Annotated in this window: 18 protein-coding genes and 1 riboswitch; of the genes, 13 read left to right on the top strand and 5 right to left on the bottom strand. The window is 45.8% G+C overall.

The genetic code is table 11. From position 1 onward, the window contains the following. The first annotated feature begins 145 nt into the window (after positions 1–145). The 5 genes from DMI82_RS13605 (at position 146) to DMI82_RS13585 (ending at position 4911) form a co-directional block, all read left to right on the top strand. Entirely contained in the window at positions 146–808 is a 663-nt protein-coding gene (locus tag DMI82_RS13605; RefSeq protein WP_110103611.1) for a DUF5110 domain-containing protein, read from the top strand. Positions 809–872: 64 nt separating this feature from the next. After that, positions 873–1331, top strand: a complete 459-nt coding sequence (locus DMI82_RS13600) for a ferritin-like domain-containing protein (RefSeq protein ID WP_044961927.1) — start codon at positions 873–875, stop codon at positions 1329–1331. Between the two features lie 109 nt (positions 1332–1440). After that, positions 1441–1620, top strand: coding sequence for a DUF6472 family protein (locus tag DMI82_RS13595; protein ID WP_015526328.1), 180 nt, complete (start codon positions 1441–1443; stop codon positions 1618–1620). A 316-nt stretch (positions 1621–1936) separates the two neighbouring features. Further along, positions 1937–3217 carry a 2-hydroxyacyl-CoA dehydratase subunit D gene (locus DMI82_RS13590; RefSeq protein WP_110103610.1) on the top strand — a complete coding sequence of 427 codons (1281 nt, stop codon included), beginning with the start codon at positions 1937–1939 and terminating at the stop codon, positions 3215–3217. Next, positions 3214–4911, top strand: a complete 1698-nt coding sequence (locus tag DMI82_RS13585; protein ID WP_021652226.1) for an acyl-CoA dehydratase activase — start codon at positions 3214–3216, stop codon at positions 4909–4911. The genes DMI82_RS13590 and DMI82_RS13585 overlap by 4 nt, the downstream gene beginning before the upstream one ends. Before the next feature lie 54 nt (positions 4912–4965). Here DMI82_RS13585 and DMI82_RS13580 read toward each other — a convergent pair whose 3' ends face one another. Continuing rightward, positions 4966–5742, bottom strand: coding sequence for a helix-turn-helix domain-containing protein (locus tag DMI82_RS13580; RefSeq protein ID WP_110103609.1), 777 nt, complete (start codon positions 5740–5742; stop codon positions 4966–4968). Positions 5743–6077: 335 nt separating this feature from the next. On the opposite strand from DMI82_RS13580, the gene arfA reads away from it, so the two are divergent. The 5 genes from arfA (at position 6078) to thiE (ending at position 11479) form a co-directional block, all read left to right on the top strand. Beyond that, positions 6078–7583, top strand: coding sequence for an arabinosylfuranosidase ArfA (arfA, locus tag DMI82_RS13575; protein ID WP_110103608.1), 1506 nt, complete (start codon positions 6078–6080; stop codon positions 7581–7583). 67 nt (positions 7584–7650) lie between these two features. Beyond that, a complete protein-coding gene (locus DMI82_RS13570) occupies positions 7651–8640 on the top strand; it encodes an aldo/keto reductase (RefSeq protein ID WP_110103607.1) in 990 nt (329 codons plus the stop codon). A gap of 322 nt (positions 8641–8962) precedes the next feature. After that, positions 8963–9065: riboswitch (TPP riboswitch) on the top strand. Positions 9066–9401: 336 nt separating this feature from the next. Further along, positions 9402–9956 (top strand): energy coupling factor transporter S component ThiW, encoded by a 555-nt coding sequence (gene thiW, locus DMI82_RS13565; RefSeq protein WP_015526323.1) that lies wholly within the window; start codon positions 9402–9404, stop codon positions 9954–9956. Then, a complete protein-coding gene (locus DMI82_RS13560) occupies positions 9919–10821 on the top strand; it encodes a hydroxyethylthiazole kinase (protein ID WP_021652219.1) in 903 nt (300 codons plus the stop codon). The genes thiW and DMI82_RS13560 overlap by 38 nt, the downstream gene beginning before the upstream one ends. A 16-nt stretch (positions 10822–10837) precedes the next feature. Further along, positions 10838–11479, top strand: a complete 642-nt coding sequence (thiE, locus tag DMI82_RS13555; RefSeq protein WP_015526321.1) for a thiamine phosphate synthase — start codon at positions 10838–10840, stop codon at positions 11477–11479. Positions 11480–11967: 488 nt separating this feature from the next. Here the strand turns inward: thiE and DMI82_RS13550 are convergent, their stop codons facing one another. Beyond that, on the bottom strand, positions 11968–12414 hold the full coding sequence (locus tag DMI82_RS13550; RefSeq protein WP_021652217.1) for an Lrp/AsnC family transcriptional regulator: 447 nt from the start codon (positions 12412–12414) through the stop codon (positions 11968–11970). A 396-nt stretch (positions 12415–12810) separates the two neighbouring features. On the opposite strand from DMI82_RS13550, the gene DMI82_RS13545 reads away from it, so the two are divergent. After that, a complete protein-coding gene (locus tag DMI82_RS13545) occupies positions 12811–14241 on the top strand; it encodes an aspartate ammonia-lyase (RefSeq protein ID WP_110103606.1) in 1431 nt (476 codons plus the stop codon). A gap of 202 nt (positions 14242–14443) precedes the next feature. Continuing rightward, a complete protein-coding gene (locus DMI82_RS13540; protein ID WP_110103605.1) occupies positions 14444–17836 on the top strand; it encodes a DEAD/DEAH box helicase in 3393 nt (1130 codons plus the stop codon). Between the two features lie 179 nt (positions 17837–18015). Here the strand turns inward: DMI82_RS13540 and DMI82_RS13535 are convergent, their stop codons facing one another. The 3 genes from DMI82_RS13535 to DMI82_RS13525 form a co-directional block, all read right to left on the bottom strand. Beyond that, complete coding sequence (locus DMI82_RS13535; protein ID WP_110103604.1) at positions 18016–19389, bottom strand: sodium-dependent transporter; 1374 nt, start codon at positions 19387–19389, stop codon at positions 18016–18018. A 183-nt stretch (positions 19390–19572) separates the two neighbouring features. After that, a complete protein-coding gene (locus DMI82_RS13530) occupies positions 19573–21180 on the bottom strand; it encodes a response regulator (protein WP_158526475.1) in 1608 nt (535 codons plus the stop codon). A gap of 18 nt (positions 21181–21198) precedes the next feature. Then, on the bottom strand, positions 21199–22989 hold the full coding sequence (locus DMI82_RS13525; RefSeq protein WP_110103602.1) for a sensor histidine kinase: 1791 nt from the start codon (positions 22987–22989) through the stop codon (positions 21199–21201). A gap of 212 nt (positions 22990–23201) precedes the next feature. Here DMI82_RS13525 and DMI82_RS13520 point away from each other — a divergent pair, with 212 nt between their 5' ends. Further along, positions 23202–24509 (top strand): ABC transporter substrate-binding protein, encoded by a 1308-nt coding sequence (locus tag DMI82_RS13520; RefSeq protein ID WP_110103601.1) that lies wholly within the window; start codon positions 23202–23204, stop codon positions 24507–24509. Positions 24510–24540: the final 31 nt, after the last annotated feature.

Raw genomic sequence — 24540 nt, 5'->3', positions numbered from 1 at the left:
GAACAGTATAAATATAGCTTGTGGACACTGTGTAAGACATTGCAGTACCGTAAGGTGTTTGCCAATGCAGTAGTGGGAGAAGCAAGAATCCCCCTGCTTTAGCTGTGGGGAGTGTCAAACAGGTCTGCGCTATGAGGGTGGACGAATGGTGGATATGTACCGTACTCTGGATAGTATCCCGGTTCTTGCAAAAGCAGGCGGTATTCTGGTGATGACCGATGAGATCCGTGGAACAGAGGCGGAAAAGAATCCGGAAAGCCTGAATATCCGGGTATTTCCGGGTGCTGACGGAAGCTTCAGATTGTATGAGGATGACAACGAAACCTGTGCTTATGAAAATGGTGCCTGTGTATTTACGGAAATGGATTATAAGGAAAAGGATCAGGGAGTGTTTACCATTCATCCCGCACAGGGAAAAACAGAGCTGATCCCGGCAAAGAGAGCTTATACCGTGGAGTTCTGTAATTTTGCGAAAACAGGAACAGATACTGTGAAGGTTCTGGTTAACGGAGCAGAGACTGAGGCTGCTGTAAAATATGAAGAGAAGCTTCAGAAAATCTGTGTGGAAGTGGAAGCAGACACAGCGGCAGAGGTGCAGATCATTCTCGCTGTCGAAGTGGCAGACAATCAGACAAAAGAGCGTGTCTTTGATTTCCTGAACCAGGCAGAGATCGGTTTTGTACTGAAGGACAGATTATATCAGCTGATCACAGCCGGAAAGAAGCTGCCGGTTCTTTTATCTGAGCTTCAGTCCATGGAGCTGGACAAGGATCTTTACGGAGCACTGATGGAGATCCTGACTGCGTAAAATATGAATAAAATCGCGTTTCCAAACCATACTATCATTATTATCAAAAGAAAGGATGATCATAATGATATTAAAGGAAAAAGAACGCACAGTGATCCAGGATCTTCAGACACAGGAAAAAAGCTGCATTGAAAAATACGGAAAATACGCACAGCAGGCCAGGGATCCGGAGCTTAAAAGCTTATTTCAGACTCTTCAGAAAAAAGAGCAGGAGCATTACGATTCCCTGAGCCAGGTGCTTTCCGGTACAGTTCCCCAGGTAAACTGTAATGACAGTGACGGCCGTGATTACCAGCCCAAGGCTGCTTACACATCGGTGATGTCCTCAGAGGATAAGGAACACGATGCTTTTCTTGCAACAGACTGTATCGGAACAGAAAAGCTGATTTCCGGAGAATACAACTCGGATGTTTTTGCTTTTGAAGACAGTGGTGTGCGGAAGCTTCTGGCAGATATCCAGGTGGAAGAGCAGAATCATGCGGAGATGCTTTACAAATATAAGACTGTGAACGGAATGTTCTGATATATAAAAAAGAGGGAGGATTTCAGTAATGGAATTCTTCCTTTTTTTATTATATAATCAGGAGAACAGCAGGGAGAAATACTTTCCTGCAAAGAGAGGAGAAATAAATATGAAGGGAACCAGCTGCGAATACTGTGCAAACTATACATATGATGAAGAGTGTGACGAATATTACTGTGATGTCAATCTGGATGAGGATGAATATTATCGTTTTGTGAGCAGTGATTACAAGGAATGTCCGTATTATCGTTCCGGAGATGAATATAAGGTGGTACGTCATCAGATGTGATACAGAGTAACGGAAAAAACAGAGCAGAAGATAATGTGATAAGACAAATGCGGGTTTTCCACGAAAAGGAATGCGAGTTTTGTGGAAAATCTGCATTTTGATGTTTTGATATGTGCAAAAGGCTTCAAATTTGTAAAAATTGGCGTGTTTACATTTGAAAAAAATATCTTTATAATAAAAATATTGGTCTGACAGGTGGAACCTTTATACCATCCAGACGATGATAATGCTACAGGATTTTGTCTGAGACAAAATTTCGGGTAAGCGTCTGACAGACTTATAATAGATTTTTTGATTTGACGGAGGATGTGACAGATTGGATATTATAAAGAAATTCGGGGATATGGTGGGAGAGAGATCCATCAGGGATCCGGAAAAAGCACGAAAACTTCTTCTCACTGGATACCGGCTTCAGGAAAAACGTCTGCAGCTTTTTCCTGACAGGAAGCTTCCGGCTTCGGGACAGTATGTAGCCCGTGTAGTCATGCAGAATATTATCAAAGCCCTTGCAAAACCGGACGATACCGCTCTGGTGAGCATTTTTGTACCGGGAGAGCTTCTGACAGCAGCAGGGATCACTCCGTATTCCGTGGAGGCAATGTCCTGCTTCATCGCCGGAACCAGATGTGAGCAGGCATTTCTGGCACAGACGGAATCAGAGGGCTTTCCGGAAACCATGTGCTCCTATCACAGAGTTTTTCTGGGAGCGTCCATGACAGGATTGGTACCGAAGCCCAAATGTACCATCTACACAAACCTTGCCTGCGATGGAAACATGATGACGTTTCCTTATCTGAAACAGAAATATCAGATCCCGGGCTTTTATATTGACGTACCCTATGAAAAAAATCAGGATTCCATCAGCTATGTTGCAGATCAGCTCCGTGAGCTGAAGAAATTCCTGGAGGATGTAGGCGGGAAAAAAATCTCCGAGCAGTCGGTACAGCGTGCAGTTGCCAACAGCAATGAAGCGGCCTCCTATTACAGCAGCCAGCTTGCCCTCAGAAAAGATCACGATCCGGTGACTTCCCTGACAAACGAGCTGTATGCGATCTTTATGTGCCATCTTCTGGCAGGTTCAGAGGAATCCCTGAAATACACAAAAATGCTTCTTGAGGATGTGAAGAAGGCACCAAAGGGGGAAGGTCTTCATATTTTGTGGATGCATATGATGCCGTTTTTGCAGGAGCCGGTAAAGGATGTATTTAATTACAGCCAGAACGTGCATATCCGTGCCTGTGATTTTGTTGCAGACGGTTTTCAGCGGATGCAGGCCTCGGATCCTTATGAGGCCCTTGCGGAAAAAATGGTCAACTGCATTTACAACGGAAGTGTGAAGCAGAGGATCCGGCGTGCCCAGGAGCTGGCGAACCTTACAGAGGCAGACGGCGGGATCCTTTTTGCGCATTGGGGCTGCAAGGGAACCATCGGAGCTTCCAGCCTGATCAAAAATTCTCTGGAAAATGCAGGACTTCCAACCATGGTCCTGGACGGTGACGGCTGTAACCCGGCCAATTCCAGTGACGGCCAGGTATCCACACGACTTCAGGCATATCTGGAAATGCTGTCAGAAGGTAAGGAGGAAAAACGGTCATGATACATTACGTCTGTAAATATACACCGCTGGAGCTGTTTAAGGGCTTTGGCGAGGAATGTGCGGTTCTTGAGGAAATGCCGGAGAATTTTGAGCTTTCGGACCAGATCGCTCATGCTAATCTCTGTGGCTTTGGAAAATCTGTGATCCAGGCAGTGCTGGAGGGAAAGGTAGAGCAGCTTGTTCTTGTTAACTGCTGTGATTCCATGCGCCGTGTGTACGACATTGTGGAAAGTACCGGTAAATGTAAATTTCTGTACATGCTGGACATGCCTCATGAGGATAACGACTGTGAAAAGGTGAAGCTTGCCCAGGGCATCCACCGTCTGAAGAAAGCTTATGAGAAATTTTCGGGGAAAACCTTCGACAGAAGTGGATTTCTGAATGCTTTTTCCCATGAGCCTGTGGATAACCAGCCGTATATCGGTGTTCTGGGTGTCCGTGTCAGCGGCATCCTGGAAAAAATGATCCGGGATAATATCCGCATGGATGTGGAAAACCTGACCTGTACAGGTGGAAGACGTCTTGCAGTGATCCGTGAGGAGCTGGAAAAAATGGAAGACGATGCCATGTTCCTGGCTTATGCGGATGCACTTCTTTCACAGATGCCCTGCTTTCGTATGAACAATAGCACCCGAAGAAACCGGCTGTATCTGGATCCGAACCTGAAGGGGATCATTTATCATACTATTAAATTCTGCGACTATTACGGATTTGAGTATGCAAGCATCAAGCGTGATATCAAGGTTCCGCTTCTGAAGATCGAGACAGATTTTACAAGCCAGAGTGCAGGACAGCTCCTTACCAGAGTGCAGGCTTTTGCGGAGACCCTGGAAGGCTCTGAGGATATGGACCCATCAAAAGGAATCAGTGAGGAGATAAGGAAAAAAATGGAATCAGGAGTTTATTATGTGGCAGGGATCGACAGCGGTTCCACAAGTACGGATGTTGTGATCCTGGATAAAGACGGAAAAATTAAATCGACCATGATCATTCCCACAGGCGGCGGCGCTATGATGAGTGCAGAGAAGAGCCTGGAGATGGCCGTGGAAAAAGCAGGGATCAGGAAAGAAGATATCGTGCGTATCGTTACTACCGGATATGGACGTGCCTATATTGACAGTGGTGATGACAGTATCACAGAGATTACCTGTCACGCGAAGGGCGCTCATTATCTGAATCCGAATGTGCGTACAGTTATCGACATCGGCGGTCAGGATATCAAGGCGATCAGCATTGACGAGAACGGTGCGGTAAAAAATTTCCTGATGAACGATAAATGTGCAGCAGGAACCGGACGATTCCTGGAAATGATGGCCCGTACTCTTGGACTTTCCCTGGAGGAGATGAGTACCCGTGGCCTGGAGTGGAAAGAGAACGTAGTGATCTCAAGCATGTGTACTGTATTTGCAGAGTCCGAGGTAGTTTCCCTGGTTGCCCAGAATAAGGACGTGGCAGATATCATCCATGGTCTGAATGTATCTGTTGCTTCCAAGGTAGGAGCTCTTGCAGCCCGCCTTGGCAAAAAGAATCCGGGGGAATACATGATGACCGGTGGTGTTGCCAGAAATAAAGGTATCATCCAGGCATTGGAGGAGAAGCTGGGGGCGAAGCTTTATATCTGTGATGAGGCACAGCTTTGTGGTGCGCTTGGTGCGGCACTGTTTGCTTATGAGAAGTGTAATGCGGCACGGTGATCAGATCAGACAAGTTGCCTGCGCAGTAAATGCAGAGTGTGAATATCCTTTTGGTCAGGGGCGGCGTGCCCACTCACTGGGCGAACAGCCACAGTTCTTTCGGAAGTACCGGCTGAAGTGTGAGAGATTTGAAAATCCGCACAGCAGAGCCACCTGTTGAACAGGCAGAGCTTCGTTGGTGAGCAGATTTTTTGCTTTTTCCAGACGGAGCAGATTCAAGTCAGCATGAGGGGTGCTGTCAAAAAAATTCCGGTAACAGGAATAAAACTGACTTTTTTCGAGATTAGCCATGGCGCAGAGCTTTTCTGTTGTCCATGGCTTTTCGTAATTTGTAAGCATTTCCAGACGGATTTTTTGGAATAGGCTGCAGAGCTCCGAGTCTGCAGACTTGCCTGTATCTGTACTGCGGAGTTCCCGTGAGGCTGTGATCATCAGCTGGCAGAGCAGGGCATACTCGTAGTCCCGGGAAAAAACTTCTCTGTTCAGATATTCATGCTGCAGCTTCTGGATACAGTGATCGATCTCCTGGCAGTCACTGGGGTAAAAAATTTCGTTGCAGGGAAGTCCGAACCGTTTTGCCAGGTTTTCTCCGCAGGAAAAATGGACATAACTGTTCCGAAATTTTCGCACAGCCTGATAATGCTGGGGATTTCCCGGAATATAAAAGATGCAGGCATTATCCCGGGTGACAGTAAGCTGATCGCCCAGATAAACCTTCATTGGTGTTTTAAATAAAAGAAAAAGAAAATCTCCGCTTCCCTCCGGCCGGAAAATCCTGTCGTAATCGGAGTTGGAACGGTTGTATTCGCAGAAATTTAAGGTGAAATCCATGAAAATGCTGCGCTCCTTTCATTACGTAGATCAGACAATCCGACTGTGGCATTATAAAGAACTTTCTGTCTGGAAGTATAAAGTAAAGTGACAGAGGGACGTCCGTCTGGTAAGACTGTCTTTACGATAAATCTTACCGGAAAAAAAGTCAACTGTTTCGGAAGATAATCACTGGTATGGATAGAACAGGATGGTAAAATGAAACATAGAAACGGTTGATTTCCGCTGAGAGTGTATGAGCGAACAGAGGCGTAAGAGCCGGTATACGGCGGAATCGGAAACAGAGCTAAATGCGGTAGCAGCAGAAAATAATAATTTACAGGAGGATTTTTACAATGAAAAAAGCGCAGATCATCGTGGACAAATATTTCCTCACCGGAAAAACAGACAAAAGGATCTATGGTTCCTTTATAGAACATCTCGGACGTGCGGTTTATGAGGGGATTTATCAGGAAGGCAGCCCTCTTTCTGATGAGCAGGGATTTCGGAAGGATACTCTGGAGCTGGTAAGGGAGCTTCAGGTACCGATCGTTCGTTATCCGGGCGGAAATTTTGTATCCGGATTCCGTTGGGAGGACAGCGTCGGGCCGAAAGCTCAGCGTCCGTCCAGACCGGAGCTGGCCTGGGGGGTCATCGAGACAAACCAGTTTGGACTCAATGAGTTTGTGGACTGGTCCAGAAAAGCCGGCAGCGATGTGATGATGGCAGTAAACCTGGGAACAAGAGGACCGGAGGATGCGAAAAATCTTCTGGAATACTGTAACTTTAAGGGTGGTACCTATTACAGTGATCTCCGTAAGGCTCACGGCTATGAACAGCCGCATGATATCAAATTATGGTGTCTCGGAAACGAGATGGACGGTCCGTGGCAGATGGGACATAAAACTGCGGCAGAGTACGGAAGAGTTGCAGCAGAGACTGCCCGCCTGATGAAATTTATGGATCCGGAGGTTGGGACTGTTGCATGCGGAAGCTCCAGTCTGGAAATGCCTACCTTTGGCTCCTGGGAGTATACGGTTCTTGACGAGGCTTACGATCAGGTGGATTATCTTTCCCTGCATCAGTACTATGGAAATGCATCGGGAGACACTGCCGATTTTCTGGCAAGCTCCAAGGGCATGGATGATTTTATCTCAGGAGTGGTTTCCATCTGCGATGCTGTAAAAGCAAAGAAGCATGGAAAAAAACAGATCAATCTTTCCTTCGACGAATGGAACGTATGGTACCACAGCAATGAACAGGATAAAAAACTGGAAAAATGGGTACAGGCGCCCCATCAGCTGGAGGATGTTTATAACTTTGAGGATGCACTTCTTGTGGGAAGTATGTTGATCACACTTCTCCGTCATGCAGATCGCGTAAAGATCGCCTGCATGGCACAGCTGGTAAATGTTATTGCGCCGATCATGACATCCGATACAGGCGCATGGCGTCAGACGATCTTTTATCCGTATATGCTGACAAGTATGTTTGGAAGAGGAACCGTCCTTAATACACAGGTTCTCACACCCATATATGAAAGCAAGACTTATGGAGAAGCTCCATATCTGGATTCTGTGTGTGTCTGGGATGAAGAAAAGGATACGCTGACGATCTTTGCAGTGAATAAGAGTCTGGATGAGGATATGGAAGTTTCCTGTGACTTAAGACAGTTTGAGGGATATAAGATCGTAGAGCATATTGTACTCAATAATGACGATCTTCAGGCAGCCAATACAGAGGCTCAGACGGAGAATGTAGTTCCTGTAAAAGCCAGTGCAGAGTGCTCAAAGTTGGACGGCGGAAAACTGGAAGCAGTTTTTGCAAAACACAGCTGGAATATGATCCGTCTTGCGAAATAAAGGTCGGTGAAGTATAGTAAAAGCAGTTACAGAAAATGTAAATCATGCTACATTATGGGAGGTTTTTATGTACACACCTGCAAAGGAACGATACGAAACCATGGAGTATAACCGCTGCGGTAAAAGCGGTCTGATGCTTCCGAAGGTGTCTCTTGGATTATGGCATAATTTCGGAGATACTTCTGATTATGAAAACATGAAGCAGCTGTGCTTTACAGCTTTTGACAATGGTATCACACAGTTTGACCTTGCCAATAATTACGGACCTGCCTATGGAAGTGCGGAACGGAATTTCGGCAAGATCCTGAAAGAAGAACTGATGCCATACCGTGATGAGCTGATCATCACAACAAAGGCAGGCTATGATATGTGGGAGGGCCCTTATGGAAACTGGGGCAGCCGCAAGTATCTTCTGGCGAGCCTTGACCAGAGCCTGAAGCGCATGGGTCTGGAATATGTGGATATTTTTTACCATCACAGAATGGACCCGGAGACTCCGCTTGAGGAGACTATGGGGGCGCTGGCAACAGCGGTTCAGCAGGGCAAGGCCCTTTATGTGGGACTTTCTAATTATGATGGAAAAACCTTAAGCCAGGCGGCAGCGATCCTGAAGGATCTGAAATGTCCCTTTGTGATCAACCAGAACCGGTATTCCATTTTTGACAGAACTGTGGAAGAAAACGGTCTCAAGAGAACCACCGGCATTTTGAAAAAAGGTCTGATCACCTTCAGTCCTCTTGCTCAGGGACAGCTGACAGACCGTTACCTGAACGGGATCCCGGAGGACAGCCGTATCCGCAAAGATGGAAGATTCCTTAAGGAAAGTGTGCTGACGCCGGAGCGTCTGGATCAGATCCGGAGACTGAACGATCTGGCAGCCCAGCGTGGAGAGAAGCTGGCTGATATGGCGCTTGGCTGGCTGCTTCAGCATAAGGAAGTTACCAGTGTTCTGATCGGAGCTTCCAAGCCGCAGCAGATCCTTGATAATGTGAAAGCGATCCACTGTGCACCGTTTACAGCTGAGGAGCTGCGTCTGATCGACGAGATCTCAAAATAAGATTTATATACTTCCTGTTTTACTATGAAAAGTAGTAAAGCAGGGAGTTTTTTATGTCGAAATAATTGTTTAACTGAATTAGGAAAGTTTCCGGGTTACTGTTCACTGGTAATATTCCGCGAGGTGTTTTTTGTGAGCGAAGGTCACAGAAAACCCGAGACATACCGCGCGAATTTATGCGATTAGCATAAATTCTGTGCATCGCGAAGCGTGTTGCTGAGAACGGAGTGAACAGTAACGTCTCCGGCGGGAGTGCAAAGAGCAATAAGCAGTGGAGGTTTGACAATGGGATAGGTGTGTGCTATATTGAAAAACAGAAAAGAAAAGAGCCAGCGGGAGCTTGTGTGACAGGCTGAGAGGAAGATAGATCTTCGACCGTACCTGATTTGGGTAATGCCAACGGAGGGATTGTGATCTGAGAGCGTGTCTCCGTGGAATTTGCCATGGGATGCGCTCTTTTCGGATGCAGGAATGGAACTGGAATGGTCTGACAATGTGGGGATGTGAAAGTGACAGAGACTGCATGTGGAGCTTCTGCGGCGAGCGGGCAGGAAGGGGAGCGCCTTAATGTCTGGCAGGAGAGTGATATTCCGGAGGATTTTTCCGGAAGGATCATGTAAGCGATGGGAATCCGTGTTTTCGGAGTGAGAGGAAGTAAGGGAACTTCGACCGCCAAAATCTAAGGGCAGACTGCAGCAGACGGGAAGCTTTTGCCCGGATCTGACAGGGCTCTGCCTGATATTTCAGGGAGGAAAAACACTATGGAAAAACAAAGGATGCACACGCTTCGTATGGTAATGCTGGCAATGATGGTTGCGATCGGTGTCGTTATTTCACCGATCCTGAGGATTGAGGGAATGTGCCCCACGGCGCATCTTGTCAATATCGTATGCTCGGTTCTGATGGGACCGTGGTATTCCCTTCTCTGTGCGACCATGATCGGCGTGATCCGTATGATGTTCATGGGAATCCCGCCACTTGCACTGACCGGTGCAGTATTTGGCGCATTCCTTTCAGGTGTGTTCTACAGACTTTCCAAAGGCAAGATCATCTGTGCGGTGATCGGTGAGATCTTTGGAACAGGTATCATCGGATCCATGGTTTCTTATCCGGTGATGGCATTCCTGATGGGAAGAGGCGGACTGACAGCATTTTATTATACGCCGATGTTCCTTGCAGCAACCACAATGGGAGGATGTGTTGCCTATATTTTCCTGAAGGCTCTGAGTAAAGCAGGTCTTCTGGTGAAATTCCAGGCAGCTTTGGGTTCAAAAACATATGAGACAAAGAATTTTACAACTGCGAAAGCGAATTAAAGAAGAAAAGCCGCTGATCCATTGCATCACCAATCCGATCTCGATCCATGACTGTGCCAACGTGGTCCTTGCAGTAGGTGCAAGGCCGATCATGGCGGAGCATCCAGCAGAGGTGACAGATATTACGGCATCGGCTGGTGCGCTGATGCTGAATCTCGGGAATATTACCGATGCCAGGATCGAGTCAATGAAGCGTTCTATGAGAACAGCGATGGAAAATAAGATTCCGGTTCTTCTGGACCTGGTAGGGGTTGCCTGCAGTGATCTCAGGCTGGATCTGGCACGGGAGCTTTTAAGGATCGGTCATCCGGCAGTGCTGAAGGGAAATATGTCAGAGCTTCTGGCTGTTTCCGGGCTGCCGTCTCATGCGATCGGAATCGATGCGGGTGTCGAGGATGCTCTGACTGAGGAAAATATCGATGGAGTCAGTGAAGTGCTTAAGGCTTTTTCCAGAAATAATCAGGCAATCGTGCTGGCTACCGGGAAACAGGATTTTGTTACGGATGGTGAACGGGTTGTTCTGGTACAAAATGGCAGTGCGGCGCTGTCCGGGATCACAGGAACCGGCTGTATGGTCGGTGCACTGACTGCGGCGTTTTTGCCGGGGTGCGAAGATAATATTGCGAAAGAGATGACGGATAGTATAGAGGCAGGTGTCTGGTCTGGCGTTGAGATGGAATTAAATGGGAGATCCGGGAATTATCTGGCTGCGGCAGTGCTTGGTACTGCACTTATGGGTATCGCCGGCGAGGAAGCGGAGAAGATTTCCCGCGGTCCGGGAAGCTTTCAGGTAAATCTGCTGGATGAGATCTATGGGCTTTCGGATCGACAGCTGCTGGATCTGTTGAAGATTGAAATGTACTGAAAAAGAGGGGATTAGGATGGATAGAAAAGATTTGGATGTAACGTTGTATCTGGTGACGGATAGTTCTTATCATACGGAGGAGTCTTTGCTCCGTACGGTTGAGGAGGCTTGTAAGGGTGGTGTGACTCTGGTCCAGCTTCGCGAGAAGAATAAGGGTGGACGGGAGTATCTGGATAAGGCTTTTAAGGTGAAGGAGATCACAGATCGTTATAATGTGCCGCTGATCATTGATGATCGTGTGGATGTGGCGCTGGCCTGTGATGCGGCTGGTGTGCATGTTGGAGCTTCTGATATTCCGGTTGCTGTGGCAAGGAAGCTGATGGGACCGGATAAGATCGTGGGGGCTACTGCCAAGACGGTGGAGGCTGCTGTGAAGGCTTATGAGGATGGTGCGGATTATCTTGGTGTGGGGGCGATTTATCCTACTACTACTAAGGTGGTGACGATCCTTACCAAGGTTTCTACGTTGAAGGATATCTGTGAGGCGGTTCCGATTCCGGCGGTTGCGATCGGGGGATTGAATGCCGGGAATATGGATGTGCTTGAGGGTGCCGGTATGAGTGGTATGGCGGTTGTTTCTGCGATCATGAAGGCGGAGGATCCGAAGAAGAATGCGCGGGAGCTGAAGGAGAAGATTGTTGCTTTGATGGGAAAGTGATTTAGGAAATGAATGGAGAGCAGTGGTGGATTTGAGGTTCATTGCTGTTCTTTTTTTGTTGAAATACGGACGCCCGTGAGGCGTGTGCTGCCTGTCGCCGGGGCTTCGTCGGGGGCTGGCTTCTAGGCTGCCGGAATTCTGCTAAAACCGTTTTCCAAAAGTCCGAACTCGCGTCTTATAGCCGCTCAGACAGCGGACTTTTGTAAAACAACGCAGATTTCCGCCAGCCAAGAATCAGCTCCCCTCCTGCAGAGTCCGGCGACAGGCAGCACACGCCTCACGGGCTGGTTTTTCAAGGCGGCAGGGGAGGGTGGCTGCTCGGGAGTTTGGGTGTAAATGTTGGGTTGAGTGGTCTGCCGGGAATGCGATGAGGCATCAGCGCTGCGCTGGATGCCTGGGAGGAAAGGCTGAGTTTCCGGTTGTCTGAGGCGCTTCGCTGTCGGCTGGTAGAGCAATGTGATATGGTTTATAAAAAATGCCGGTGGGGGTTACTCCACCGGCAGATCTCTGTGTTCTACGCTGGTGGAGAATACGATCTGTGTTTTGGTGCGGCCGAACTGCTGGAGTTCGTTGATGAAGTGGTCCAGTTCCATGGTGGAGCGGAAGGCTACTTCGATGAGCATGGAGTAATCGCCGGTGACGCAGTTGCATTCGATGACGTTTGGGATGGACTGGATGAAGGGATAGAAGTCTTTTTTTTGGTTGGGTTCTACTTCCAGGTTGATGAATGCTTTTATATGATAACCGAGAAATACCGGGTTGATCTGGGCATGGTAGCCTGTGATCAGCCCGTTTTTTTCGAGGTGTTCGATCCTGGCGGAAACAGCGGGGGATGAGAGAAAGACTTCCTTTGCGATTTCCTTTACCGGGGTGCGGGCGTTTTTCTGAAGCATTTCGATGATCTTTCGGTCGATGTTGTCGAGTTTGTGTTCCATGTAGAATGTATCCTTTCGATGAAAAATGTTATTTGTAACTGGTACAGAGCTGCGTAGGGAAGTGGATTGAAAATAGGTATTTCTGTATTGATTATACTGCGTGTGTTATCACAACACAAGAAATGACTTAATAAAAATAAGAAAAATAAAAGAAACTCTTAAAAAGATTAATATAAACTATTGAAAAACACGGATAATCATGGTTTTCCCTTAAAAGTATTTACAAGCCACAAAGAAAGTGTTAGTTTCTTAGGCATCAGAAAACAGCTGCTGATAAAAATGAAAATAACAAAATGATTTGTAAACAGTGAATATCCGTCGGACTGAAAAAATGAGATCAGAGGGCGGAGCAAATCAGATGTGCACAGGATCAGAAGAAAGAAGAGGGATGACAAAATGACAACAGAAACAAGACTGGAAGCAGATTCGATCGGAACTATGGAAGTGCCTGCAGAGGCTTATTACGGAGTTCAGGCTTTAAGGGCAAAACAGAATTTTCCTATTACAGGTACAAAGCTTCATCCGGTATTTATCAGGAACCTGGCACAGATTAAAAAAGCAGCAGCTATCACTAATAATAATGCAGGGCTTCTTCCGGAGGATAAGGCAGACGCCATTGTCAGAGCCTGTGATGAAGTGATCGCAGGAAAATTGGCTGAGGAATTTATCGTAGATGCCATTCAGGGTGGTGCCGGAACCAGCGCAAATATGAATATGAATGAGGTGATCGCAAACAGAGCCGGTGAGATCCTCGGATGTCCGAAGGGAAGCTATAAAATGGTCCATCCAAATGATCACGTAAACATGGCACAGTCCACCAATGATGTGATTCCGACGGCCGGTAAGCTTACCGTTCTGGATCTTCTTGCACCTCTGGAAAAAGCACTGGTAAGACTTGAGAAGGAGCTTGCAAAAAAGGCAGAGGAGTTCGATGATGTGATCACTATGGGACGTACACAGCTTCAGGATGCAGTTCCGATCCGTCTTGGTCAGGTGTTCCACGGTTATGCGTCTATGGTTTCCAGAGACAGGAAACGTATCGAAAAGGCTCACAGGGAAATGTACACCGTAAACCTTGGAGGAACTGCAGTGGGAACTGCTATCAACGTTTCCGATTCTTATTTTTATAAGATCGTGCCAAATCTGGAAAAGCTTACAGGTTATCCGCTGAAACAGGCCGAGGACCTTTTTGACGCAACAGAAAATCTGGACGGCTTTGTTGCCGTATCCGGTGTAGTAAAAACCTGTGCGGTGGATCTTTCCAAGATGTGCAACGATCTTCGACTGATGTCTTCCGGCCCGAAAACCGGATTTGGGGAGATCAATCTTCCAGCAAAGCAGAATGGGTCTTCCATCATGCCAGGTAAGGTAAATCCGGTCATTCCGGAGGTAGTAAGCCAGGTCGCTTTCCACATCGTAGGACATGATACCACCATTACCATGGCGGCAGAAGCCGGACAGCTGGAGTTAAATGCTTTTGAGCCGGTTGTATTTTGTAATCTTTTTGAATCCATTACGACTCTGGAAAAAGCAGTGGATACATTGAGCGTAAACTGCATCACAGGAATCACCGCAAACCGCAAACATTGCAAAGACCTGATGGAAAGCAGTGCAGGAATCGCAACGGCTCTCTGCCCGCATATTGGCTACAAGGCGTCTGCAACCATCGCAAAAACTGCAGTAAAAACTGGCAAGTCTGTCCGGGAACTTGTTCTGGAACAAGGGATCATGACTGAGAAAGAGCTGGAAGAGGTTCTTGATCCGTATCTGATGACAGAAGTCGGAGAAGAGCGGAAAGAGGATGAAGCAAGAAGGAAAGCCTGCTGAGAAAGTTATCTGTACCAACGTATGACGGGAACGTCTGATGCAGCAATTCATTTCAGAGCAGCTGAACCTGATGCGGGATTTTATGGAAATGCTATAGGCAGATCAGGAATGAGATATCAATGAGGACTATAAGGAGACTTGTCACAGTGCAGGTCTCCTTTTATAATGGAAGAAACGCGATAAGAAAAGAAGGGAAAGATACATGCTTAAACGAACAGCCATCCGGGCACTTTGTAATACAACGGCATATCAGAGAGGTCTTGATATTTATCGTACCGGAAAGAGGATCCAGTCGCTGGATATTAAGTCGGAAGGAGCTGTGGATAAAATATCTGCAGCAGTGAAGGGAAGTGGGCGTAATGTATACAATACAGGCTTTCAGTATGATACAGAAGCGGACCGCATAAAAGAAGCATACTGTGACTGCCCGGCTTTTCGCAGCTATTCCGAGATCTGTAAGCATTGCGTGGCAGTGCTTCTGGAATATGGAGACCGTAAGGCCTATGAGCGTGTGGAAATCCGCAGACAGCAGGATGAGGAACAGAAGCAGGCAGAGTTATTCAGCGGAACAGCATTTCCGGCTGCTTTATCCGGACCAGGGCAGCCTGCAACGAAAACCACCGTTGAGCTGAAAAGCCTCCTTAATCGCCAGCTATACAGCCGTATGCTTCCGTTTTCCGGGGATCCGTATTTTGGCAGGGTGGAGCTGGAAACCTGCCTGAAATTTAATTCTGTGAGAAATTGTTTTACCGTGGAATTCCGCGTTGGCTGTGAGAAAAAATATATCCTCAAGGATGTGTTGGCCTTTGTGTGGAATCTGGATCATAATGAGAAGGTTTCTTATGGAAAAAATCTGGAATTTATCCATTCAGATGAAGCCTTTTCAGAAGGATCCAGAAGCGTGCTGGCCTTTATCCGGGAATGGGTCGAGAATCATCACGGCACTTACATGTCCAGATATGAACAGCTGAAGAATATAGCTGTGGAAAAGGTGAGGGATCTTACCGTTGACAGAAAAGAACTTGAGGATCTGCTTCTTATACTTGGCGAAAAAAGTTTCAAGTTTAAAATGAACAATGATCCGGAGACAACATGGCATTCTGTCAGAGAAATTCCGGACAGGACGCTGACGATCCGGAAGAAGGATCAGGGGTTATCTCTTGAGATCGCGCCGGTATACAGTGTGACAGGCATACGGTATCATATGTATTTTGATAATGCGAAGGTATATCTGGTTTCCAGGCAGGAGCTTGGAGCAGTGGAGGAATTTGTTACCTGTCTGGAGCGGCTTCCTGCAGGCCGAGGATTTATTGATGAACCGGATGTGCCTGCGTTTGTGCGTGAGCTGCTTCCTTCCCTGAAAAAATTTTTTCACTGTGATCCCAGGGATTTCCCGGAAGAAACAGGTCTTGAATGCTACAAGGCTGCATATGAGATCTATCTGGATGCGCCGGAGCGTGACTGGATCACCTGTAAGGCATTTTCTGTTTACGGGAAGGATAAATTTTCGGTTTTTGACCGAGATGTGTCTGCCCGCACCAGGGATATTCCGGGAGAGCTTGGTGTGTTTGCGCTGCTGTCAAAATATTTTAACGGATATGATGACCAGCGGATGGAGCTGGCATTGGATTGTCGTGCCGAGGAACTGGAATCTTTGTGCAGGGAAGGTTCAGGGAAACCCGACAGTGTGAAAGATTCCGAAGAAAAGCTCTACCAGCTTCTTACTGAAGGGATCCCCGCCATGCAGAAAGTTGCAGCTGTCTATATTTCCCAGTCCATCAAACAGATGAGGGTGACAAAGCTGCCAAACATCCGTCTTGGCGTTTCTCTGTCAGCCGGACTTCTGAACCTGGATCTGGATGTGGAGGGGATGGATCAGGCGCAGCTTTTTGATATTCTTTCCAGGTACGATCGCAGGAAAAAATATTTCCGCCTGAAGGATGGCAGCTTTCTGGATGTTTCCGATGGTCAGCTCAGGGAGCTTTCTGCTCTGAAAAATGGACTGCAGATCAGTGATCGTGAACTGAAAAAAGGAAAGACTCAGGTTCCGGCCTATCGTGCTATGTATCTGGACAGTCAGCTGAAGGGCGGCGATCTGATCAAGGTAGAGAAGGACAATGCCTTTCGTGCGTTGATCCGGAACATGCAGACAATGGAAGAACATAAATTTCAGATTCCCAGGGAGCAGGAAAAAATCCTCCGGGGCTATCAGAAAGAGGGCTTTTACTGGATCAAAACTCTGAAGCATAATCAGTTTGGAGGGATCCTGGCAGATGATATGGGACTTGGAAAAACCCTCCAGGTGATCACATTTCTCTGGTCAGAATTTCAGGAATCTGCGCCGGGAGAAAACAGACGTGCCCTTGTGATAACGCCTGCTTCGCTGGTGTTTAACTGGATGAACGAGATCGAACGTTTTGCGCCGGGACTTCCGGCTACCGTTGTGACTGGTGATGTGAAGGAGAGGAAAGCACTGATCAAAAATGCGGGAGAACGGGAGGTTCTGATCACCTCCTATGACCTTCTGAAACGGGATCTGAAGGCTTATCAGAACCTGGATTTTGCTGTGCAGATCATTGATGAGGCGCAGTATATCAAGAATCACGGAACTCAGGTGGCAAAGGCTGTGAAGGAGATCCGGTCGGAATTCAGGCTTGCGCTGACCGGTACACCGGTGGAGAACAGGCTCAGTGAGCTGTGGAGTATTTTTGATTTTCTGATGCCGGGTTTCCTTTATTCTTACGAAAAATTTCGTAAGGAAATCGAACTTCCGGCTGTGCAGTACAGCAATTCCGATGCGATGGAGCGTCTGCAGAAAATGATCCGTCCTTTTGTGCTGCGGAGATTGAAGAGGGATGTGCTGAAGGATCTTCCGGATAAGCTGGAAAAAGATATGTTTTCCCCGTTGGAAAGCGAGCAGAAGGAGCTGTATGAGGCCCATACGGAACGGCTTCGCCTGATGCTTGGGATGCAGTCGGATGCGGAGTTTCGCACTTCTAAACTGCAGATCCTTGCAGAGATCACGAGGCTGCGGCAGATCTGCTGTTATCCGGGACTGGTATATGAAGGATACAAAGGGAATTCTTCCAAGCTGGAGATGTGCATGGAGTTGGTTCAGAATGCGGTGAATGGCGGACATAAGCTCCTGTTGTTTTCCCAGTTTACTACCATGTTGGATGTGCTGGCTGTCCGTCTGAAAAAAGCAAAAGTTTCTTTTTATATGTTGACCGGATCGACTTCCAAGGAAAAACGGGCGCAGATGGTACATGCATTTAATGAGGATGATACTTCTGTTTTCTGCATTTCTCTGAAAGCAGGAGGAACAGGCCTGAATCTTACGGCAGCTGATATTGTGATCCACTACGATCCCTGGTGGAATCTTGCTGTGCAGAATCAGGCAACAGACCGTGCCCACCGCATCGGTCAGCAGAACGTTGTCAGTGTCTACCGCCTCTTTATGAAAGACACCATAGAAGAACGAATCCGGGCTCTTCAGGAAAGAAAACGGGAACTGGCTGATGAGATCTTAAGCGGCGAGGGAATCGGCCAGGCTTTGATCAGCAGAGAGGAAGTACTGGAGCTGCTAGGCAGGTAAAATTCTTAACTGAATCAAGTAAGTTCCTTGCTTCAATTACGAAAAGCAATACGCGGTGAGGGGACTTGCTTGTATCAGGAAGAGTGCAGGCTGTGAATATCCGCCTGATTCAACAAAAACACCCCCGATGGAAATCGCGTGTGTAAATCACATACGATATCCGTCAGGGGTGTTTTATTTTATGCAAAAAACTTATCGTACAGACCAAAGAAGAAGATAAACAGAATGATCAGCGGCAGGATATAAGTGATGTATCCGCGCATCCATTTCCGGATCTTCATGCCTTTTCCGGTGTTGGCTTCTTCTGTGAAGTTTTCCCAGCCCCAGCCCCGTTTGGAAACACAGAAAAGCAGGTATACAAGAGAACCAAGCGGGAGCAGAATGTTGCTTACCAGAAAATCTTCAAGGTCGAGAATTGCGCCGCCGAATACCTTGAGCCAGTCCCAGGACCATACATTGTATCCAAGTACGCATGGCAGAGACAGAAGGATGATGGCGATGGCATTTACAAGACTGGATTTTTTTCGGCTCCAGCCGGTAAGCTCCATACCGCAGGAAATAATATTTTCAAATACAGCCAGGATGGTAGAGAAAGCTGCAAATGACATAAAGATAAAGAACAGGCTTCCCCACAGTCTTCCAAGCGGAATGTGGTTGAAAATATTCGGCAGTGTGATGAAGATCAGGCTCGGTCCGGAAGTCTGGTCAACATTGAATGTGAAACATGCCGGGAAAATAATAAGTCCGGAGGTGATCGCAACAAAAGTATCCAGAAGCGCAATATTCATGGATTCACCAAGCAGTGCATGATCTTTTCCGATGTAGCTTCCGAAGATAGCCATAGCACCGATACCAAGGCTGAGAGTAAAGAATGCCTGGTTCATAGCACCGGTAATGGTAGAAATAATACCGATCTCTTTCATACGCTCGAAATCCGGGATCAGGTAGAATTTCAGTCCCTCTTTGGCACCATCCATGGTAAAACTGTTGATGGCAAGAACAACCATGATCACCAGAAGAGAGATCATCATAACCTTGGTAACTTTTTCAAGGCCGTTCTGAAGACCGCGGGAGCAGACAAAAACACCTGCAATAACAACAACGATCATCCAGAATCCCATAGTAACGGGCTGGCCAAGCATGTTGGTAAACTGTCCTGCAACACCGTCGGAATCAAGTCCCTGGAATTTACCGGTGGCTGTCATATAGAAGTAATTCAGCATCCAGCCTGTAACAGTGGTGTAAAACATCATCAGGAGATAACATCCGATCAGAGTGATATATCCATGGATGTGCCATTTCTGTCCTGGTTTTTCCAGTGCGTAATATGCTTTGACAGGACTCTTCTGGCTGGCACGTCCAACAGAAAACTCCATAGTCATAACAGGAAGTCCAAGAAGGGCCAGGAAGATCAGGTAAAACAGTACGAATGTGCCGCCACCGCCCTGTCCGGCCATGTAAGGGAATTTCCAGACGTTTCCGATTCCGATGGCACAGCCAGCAGAAATCAGAATGAATCCCAGACGGGATCCAAGTTTTTCTCTTTCTTTCATAACTCACCTCATTATTGCAGTATGGTAAACTGCTATTTGTATAAAGTCGCAGGTTTTATCTTAACACATTCCGGGATATTGCACAATAAAAAGAACTTGCATTTTACATAAAACATATGTTAGAGTAAAATGTAATTTTAATAAGATGAAGCGGTGAAACGTTACGCTTTAATGAGATAAAGATCATATGCCGATAGAACCTGGATAACTGTTCTTTTCAGTCAGGGATACAAAGTTTTTTGGAGAGATTCCGTAATATTTCCGGAAACATTTGCTGAAATATCCGGAATCAGAAAATCCGCATAAAGAAGCTACATTTTGAATGGAAGGGCTGTCTTCCAGAAGAAACTGTCTGGCTTTTTTCATGCGGCAGACATTGATATATGAGGTAAGTGTAACTCCGGATTCCTGACTGAATACAGCAGAGAGATGCTGGGGATTGACAAAAAAATGGGAAGCAATGGTTTCAAGACGAAGATCCGGCTGATTAAAATTCAGACAGATATATTCCTGAACCTGGGATACAAGAGCTGACTTCCGCGGATTTTTTTCATCAGCAAGAGAATCCAGAACTGCCTTGCAGGTAGACTGGAGCAGTTGTTTTAACTGCAGGGCACTCTGGCAGTTCTGGTAAGTATTCAGGGCGTTTTCCAGAAGAGGAAAAAGCGTTTCACGCTGACTGCACTCCGTGATAAAACCGTCAAGTACAGTAAGAAAAGCAGCAGCTACACTCCAGGTCTGCCGGATATGGATTTTTTTGGTGATGATATCGTTGAAATATTCATCAATATATTTACAGAGAGCCGGTGAATTTTGCTGGCGCAGAAAGATCAGGATATCATTATAAACCAGAGGCTTTAATGTAAAATCAGCGGAATGGGACTGGGGCGTGAAATAAAGAAATCCGGAAGAAGACGCAGTTCTGTTATGAAAAACAGAAAGAGCCTCTTCATAGGAATAACGGATTCCTTCCACGCCTTCATGAGGTGTTCCGCAGCAGAAAAAAGTGGAAATCTGTGCAATATTATCATATATCCCGGCAAGTCTGAGACAGGATTGTTCCAGATCGGCAAAAGAAAAATCAGAGCTTTTTTCCATGATGATATACTGTCTCATCTGAGAATAGTCAATGTAAATAAGCTCTTTGCACACAGGCTGTAAGATTTCTCTGCATATATTTTCCAGGATAGTGTGGAGCAGAGAAAAATCACCTTTTTCATCCCATATTTCCGGATTGGCACTGTGGATCTCCATAAGAATGGTAAGATAACCGGAAGTTTTATGAATCGGAATTTTTTCCAGATCATCCGGGGAAATGGTTGTTCCGCTGATCACCTTCTGGAAGAAATTAAGCTGCATTTGTCGTGTATACAGATCGCGGAACTGAAAATAATTATTCACATAACTGTTTTTGGAATTTTCCTGATCGATCTCGTCACTTACTTTCTGGAGTGTCTCCATAAGCTCCCGGTGATCCAGTGGCTTCAGGAGGTATCCGCGGACCTGAAGAGAGATGGCTTTTTTGGCATAGTCAAAATCTTCGTATCCTGTGGAAAGGATGAATCTGGTATGACAGTCTGTTCCAAGAGCTGCAATCATATCCAGACCGCTCATAACCGGCATGGATATATCCACAAGGGCAATATCGGGTTTGACATTTTCAATAAGCTGGATTCCGGCCTGTCCGTTATTAGCTTCCCCTGCAATGTTATAAATGTTTTGTTTTTCAAGAAAATTGATCAGAGATTTTCTGAAAAAAATTTCATCGTCAATAATTACGAGTGTTTTCAATTTATATTTCCCCCTCAATCAGATTTTTTTGTCAGGTATTACTATGGTTACAGTGGTTCCCTTTTCAGGTGAACTTTCGATGGTGAGTCCGTAATTCTCACCGTAGAGAAGAGCAATCCTGTGGTTGATACTTGGAAGCCCGAAAGAATGTCGGGCAGTTTTGAAGTCTCTGATAGAACGGTTAAGTTCGGCAAGTTTTTCCGGCGGGATACCGGAACCATTATCAGAAACAGAAATACAGATGGTACCATTTCTGATAGAAACATTTAAGTGAATATGGCACATCTGGCTGGTAAGTCCGTGGACAAAAATATTTTCCACAACAGGCTGTATGGTCAGCTTAGGTATCTCTGCCCCATGATCCTCCCAGGACGGCTCATAGGTGATCTCGTAATCAACAAAATCCATATACCGCAGATTCTGGATATAAAGATACTGTTCTGTAAGAAGCAGCTCCTGGCGCAGAGGAATGATAAACTGTCCCTTTGAAAGAGAGTTTCTGTAGAAAGATGACATGGCAGACACTGCTTTTACTGCGGTATCATTCATGTCAAGTTCTATGAGAGACTTGATGGTGTTTAAAGTATTATAAAGAAAATGGGGATTGATCTGGGACTGTAAAAGACGTATTTCCATTTTCTGTTTGGCATTTTGTTCCTCATAGATATCGTTAAGTAATGTCTGGATCTTCTGCATCATAAGGTTAAACTGGTTATAGAGAACTGCAAGTTCATCATTTGAAGAGTAACTGGCAGAAATATTCAGCTTTCCGGCAGACGCAGATTTCATTTTTTCTACAAGTCTCTGTATAGGTGCGGTGACAGTACCTGTACATAATATGGAAAAAAATACAGATAAAATAAACACTACAATGCTGATCAGAAGAATATTGTGCAGGATCACCATATGATCCAGAGGCAGACTTTCCAGAGGAATCAGGTTGATCACATTCCAGTTCAGGTCAGGATAGGATTTGCAGATAAAAAGAGTGTTAGTGCCGTCTACGGAAAAAAAATGCCTGTAGGTTTCTGTCAGGGTTTTATAATTCTCTGAACTGATTTTTGTATAGGATGAGAAGTCTTTATAAATACCTTCGGATGAAGAAGAGGAAAGTATCTGTCCATTTTCATCAGTAATATAGAAATCCCTGGAAGAGCTGTCCGGAAGGTCGCGGAATGCAGAGGAAATATTTGTTTCTCTGATCAGAAGGACCAGGGCGCCCAGATATTTGGTGTTATCAATGTTTGTAATGCTTTTTAAGGCTACAAAGGTTGGCTCCCCGCTTATCTGGAAGGGTCCGAGAAACTGAAAAGCCAGATTAGTCTGAAGGCTGTCAAGGACTTCGGGATCTAAAATGGAATCAAGCTGATCTGTTTCTGTGGTACTGCTGTGAAACCAGTGGTTTTCTGTATCCAGGATATCCCAGGCATAGATGTTTTTGTGAAGTCCGATGATACGCTGGGCCTGGTCTGTAAGTTCGGAATTTACCAGAAAATGTTCCAGTGTGTTTTCGGGAACTGTGGGGTTTTCTTTTAAAACATCGGCGATATTGCTGTTGATGGAAAGGGTGATGGCATAGTTTGATATATGATCGATCTTTTCTCCAAGGTTGCTGGTGATCAGGGATAGCTGCTGCTGGCTGGAAAGTGCGGCACGCTTGATCAGTACTTTTTTGGATGCAGTATAAAAAAACACGGAAGTAAGCATAAGTATCAGAGAACTGAGCAGCAGATATGTAATAAAAAGCCTGCGTTTCAGACTGATTCCTAAAAATAATTGAAACGCCTTTTTTTTCAGATTTTCTATCATGGAATCCCCCTCCTGATTTTATTGGCTACATTATATAATAAGGGAAAAATTCTCACAAGTGTTGGGAAATTATTGGAGAAAATATTCCAGGTACAGCGAAGATTTTCCATGTATTTTTCCGGACGGATTTAATATAATGGTCTCATCGATAAGGAAAGCGGAACAAAATATTCAATCCGGATGAATAGAAATGTACCAAAAGGAGGACGAAAATGAAATTAAAAAAAGTGATGGCTGCTACACTTGCCACAATGATGTGTCTCTCTTCATTCAGCATGATGAATGTGTGGGCAGATAAAAAAGAGGATTCCGAACCACTTGTGATCAATTATATCAGTGCCAGAGGCGAAACAGATGCAGCGTTAAAAACATTGAAGAAGCTTGCAGAAGATTACAAAAAAGATCACCCGGATTTTGAATTCAATGTAGAGTCTATTGCAGACAGAGAAACATATCTTCAGAAGATCAAGATCCTTGCATCCAGCAATGAGTTGCCGGACTGGTTTGATGCAGATCCGGAGGCATTTTTTGAAGGCCTTTGCAAAAAAGATCTGATCTACAGTGTGGATGACCTTTATGATGAACTGGGTATCAAAGACAAGTTCTTTGGTATTGCACTGGATTATCCGAAACTCAGTGACGGAAGCAATTACCTTATGACCTGGCAGGGAAATGTAGAGTATTTCTGGTATCACAAAGACATGTTTGAAAAAGCCGGAATTACTGAAACACCCCAGACACTGGAAGATCTCCTGGATGTGTGCAAGAAGCTGAAAGATGCGGGAATGACCCCGATATCCGCAGGAAATTACGACATGATCATGCGTTATCCGGCATTTAAGGCTTTCAGACTGGAAGGAAATGACTTCATTGACAATGCAAGAATGGGAAAAGAAAAATTTAATTCTGAGACAGGTATCGCAACAGCCCAGTATACACAGGATATAGCCCAGTATTTCAGTGAAGGATGGACAAGTTCAGATACTACCGCGCAGATGGATCTGTTTCTGAACAGTGGTGCGGCAATGTTATACACCGGAACATGGGATACACCGGATCTTACAGATGATGAGGGAAATCTTAAAGATGATATTTCCATGTTCAAACTTCCTGTAGACAGCGAGGGAACCGCTACGGGAGAAAATGATTACTATGCGAATTGTGGAATCGGAACTGCCATTCTCAAGGATTCCATGAGTGATGAGATGAAAGATTTCATCAGTTATGTATGGGATAATTTTGCTGATACGGCAATGTATGAGTTCAATATGCTTCCATCCATGATGCCAAGTGATTCGGAGAAGCTGCCGGAGCTTACACAGCAGATTTTAAGTGATCTTGAGAACTGTGGCACTTTTGCCCAGTGCTGGGATGTTCGTCTGGATCCTTCTACAAACGAGGTTTACAGAAAAGAGCTGGCAAGCCTTGGAATGGGAGAATCAACTCCTGAAGAGTTCTGTGAAAACATGGACAAAGCTGTAGAACAGTATGCATCTGATTATTTTGACACTGAAGAATAACTGATAGAATGCGCAGATGCGGAATTTTATC

The sequence above is a fragment of the Blautia sp. BCRC 81119 genome, from assembly GCF_003184505.1.
In the GTDB taxonomy this organism is placed as follows: Bacteria; Bacillota; Clostridia; order Lachnospirales; family Lachnospiraceae; genus Blautia_A; species Blautia_A fusiformis.
This window is presented reverse-complemented; position numbering and strand designations above follow the sequence as displayed.

What these genes read in the sequence shown, in the direction of transcription:
- DMI82_RS13570 (WP_110103607.1), top strand. Translation starts at nt 7,651, where the DNA reads ATGTACACACCTGCAAAGGAACGATACGAAACCATGGAGTATAACCGC.
- DMI82_RS13525 (WP_110103602.1), bottom strand. Translation starts at nt 22,989, where the DNA reads ATGATAGAAAATCTGAAAAAAAAGGCGTTTCAATTATTTTTAGGAATC.
- DMI82_RS13520 (WP_110103601.1), top strand. Translation starts at nt 23,202, where the DNA reads ATGAAATTAAAAAAAGTGATGGCTGCTACACTTGCCACAATGATGTGT.
- DMI82_RS13540 (WP_110103605.1), top strand. Translation starts at nt 14,444, where the DNA reads ATGCTTAAACGAACAGCCATCCGGGCACTTTGTAATACAACGGCATAT.
- arfA (WP_110103608.1), top strand. Translation starts at nt 6,078, where the DNA reads ATGAAAAAAGCGCAGATCATCGTGGACAAATATTTCCTCACCGGAAAA.
- DMI82_RS13580 (WP_110103609.1), bottom strand. Translation starts at nt 5,742, where the DNA reads ATGGATTTCACCTTAAATTTCTGCGAATACAACCGTTCCAACTCCGAT.
- DMI82_RS13605 (WP_110103611.1), top strand. Translation starts at nt 146, where the DNA reads ATGGTGGATATGTACCGTACTCTGGATAGTATCCCGGTTCTTGCAAAA.
- DMI82_RS13545 (WP_110103606.1), top strand. Translation starts at nt 12,811, where the DNA reads ATGACAACAGAAACAAGACTGGAAGCAGATTCGATCGGAACTATGGAA.
- thiE (WP_015526321.1), top strand. Translation starts at nt 10,838, where the DNA reads ATGGATAGAAAAGATTTGGATGTAACGTTGTATCTGGTGACGGATAGT.
- DMI82_RS13535 (WP_110103604.1), bottom strand. Translation starts at nt 19,389, where the DNA reads ATGAAAGAAAGAGAAAAACTTGGATCCCGTCTGGGATTCATTCTGATT.
- DMI82_RS13585 (WP_021652226.1), top strand. Translation starts at nt 3,214, where the DNA reads ATGATACATTACGTCTGTAAATATACACCGCTGGAGCTGTTTAAGGGC.
- DMI82_RS13595 (WP_015526328.1), top strand. Translation starts at nt 1,441, where the DNA reads ATGAAGGGAACCAGCTGCGAATACTGTGCAAACTATACATATGATGAA.
- thiW (WP_015526323.1), top strand. Translation starts at nt 9,402, where the DNA reads ATGGAAAAACAAAGGATGCACACGCTTCGTATGGTAATGCTGGCAATG.
- DMI82_RS13550 (WP_021652217.1), bottom strand. Translation starts at nt 12,414, where the DNA reads ATGGAACACAAACTCGACAACATCGACCGAAAGATCATCGAAATGCTT.
- DMI82_RS13600 (WP_044961927.1), top strand. Translation starts at nt 873, where the DNA reads ATGATATTAAAGGAAAAAGAACGCACAGTGATCCAGGATCTTCAGACA.
- DMI82_RS13560 (WP_021652219.1), top strand. Translation starts at nt 9,919, where the DNA reads ATGAGACAAAGAATTTTACAACTGCGAAAGCGAATTAAAGAAGAAAAG.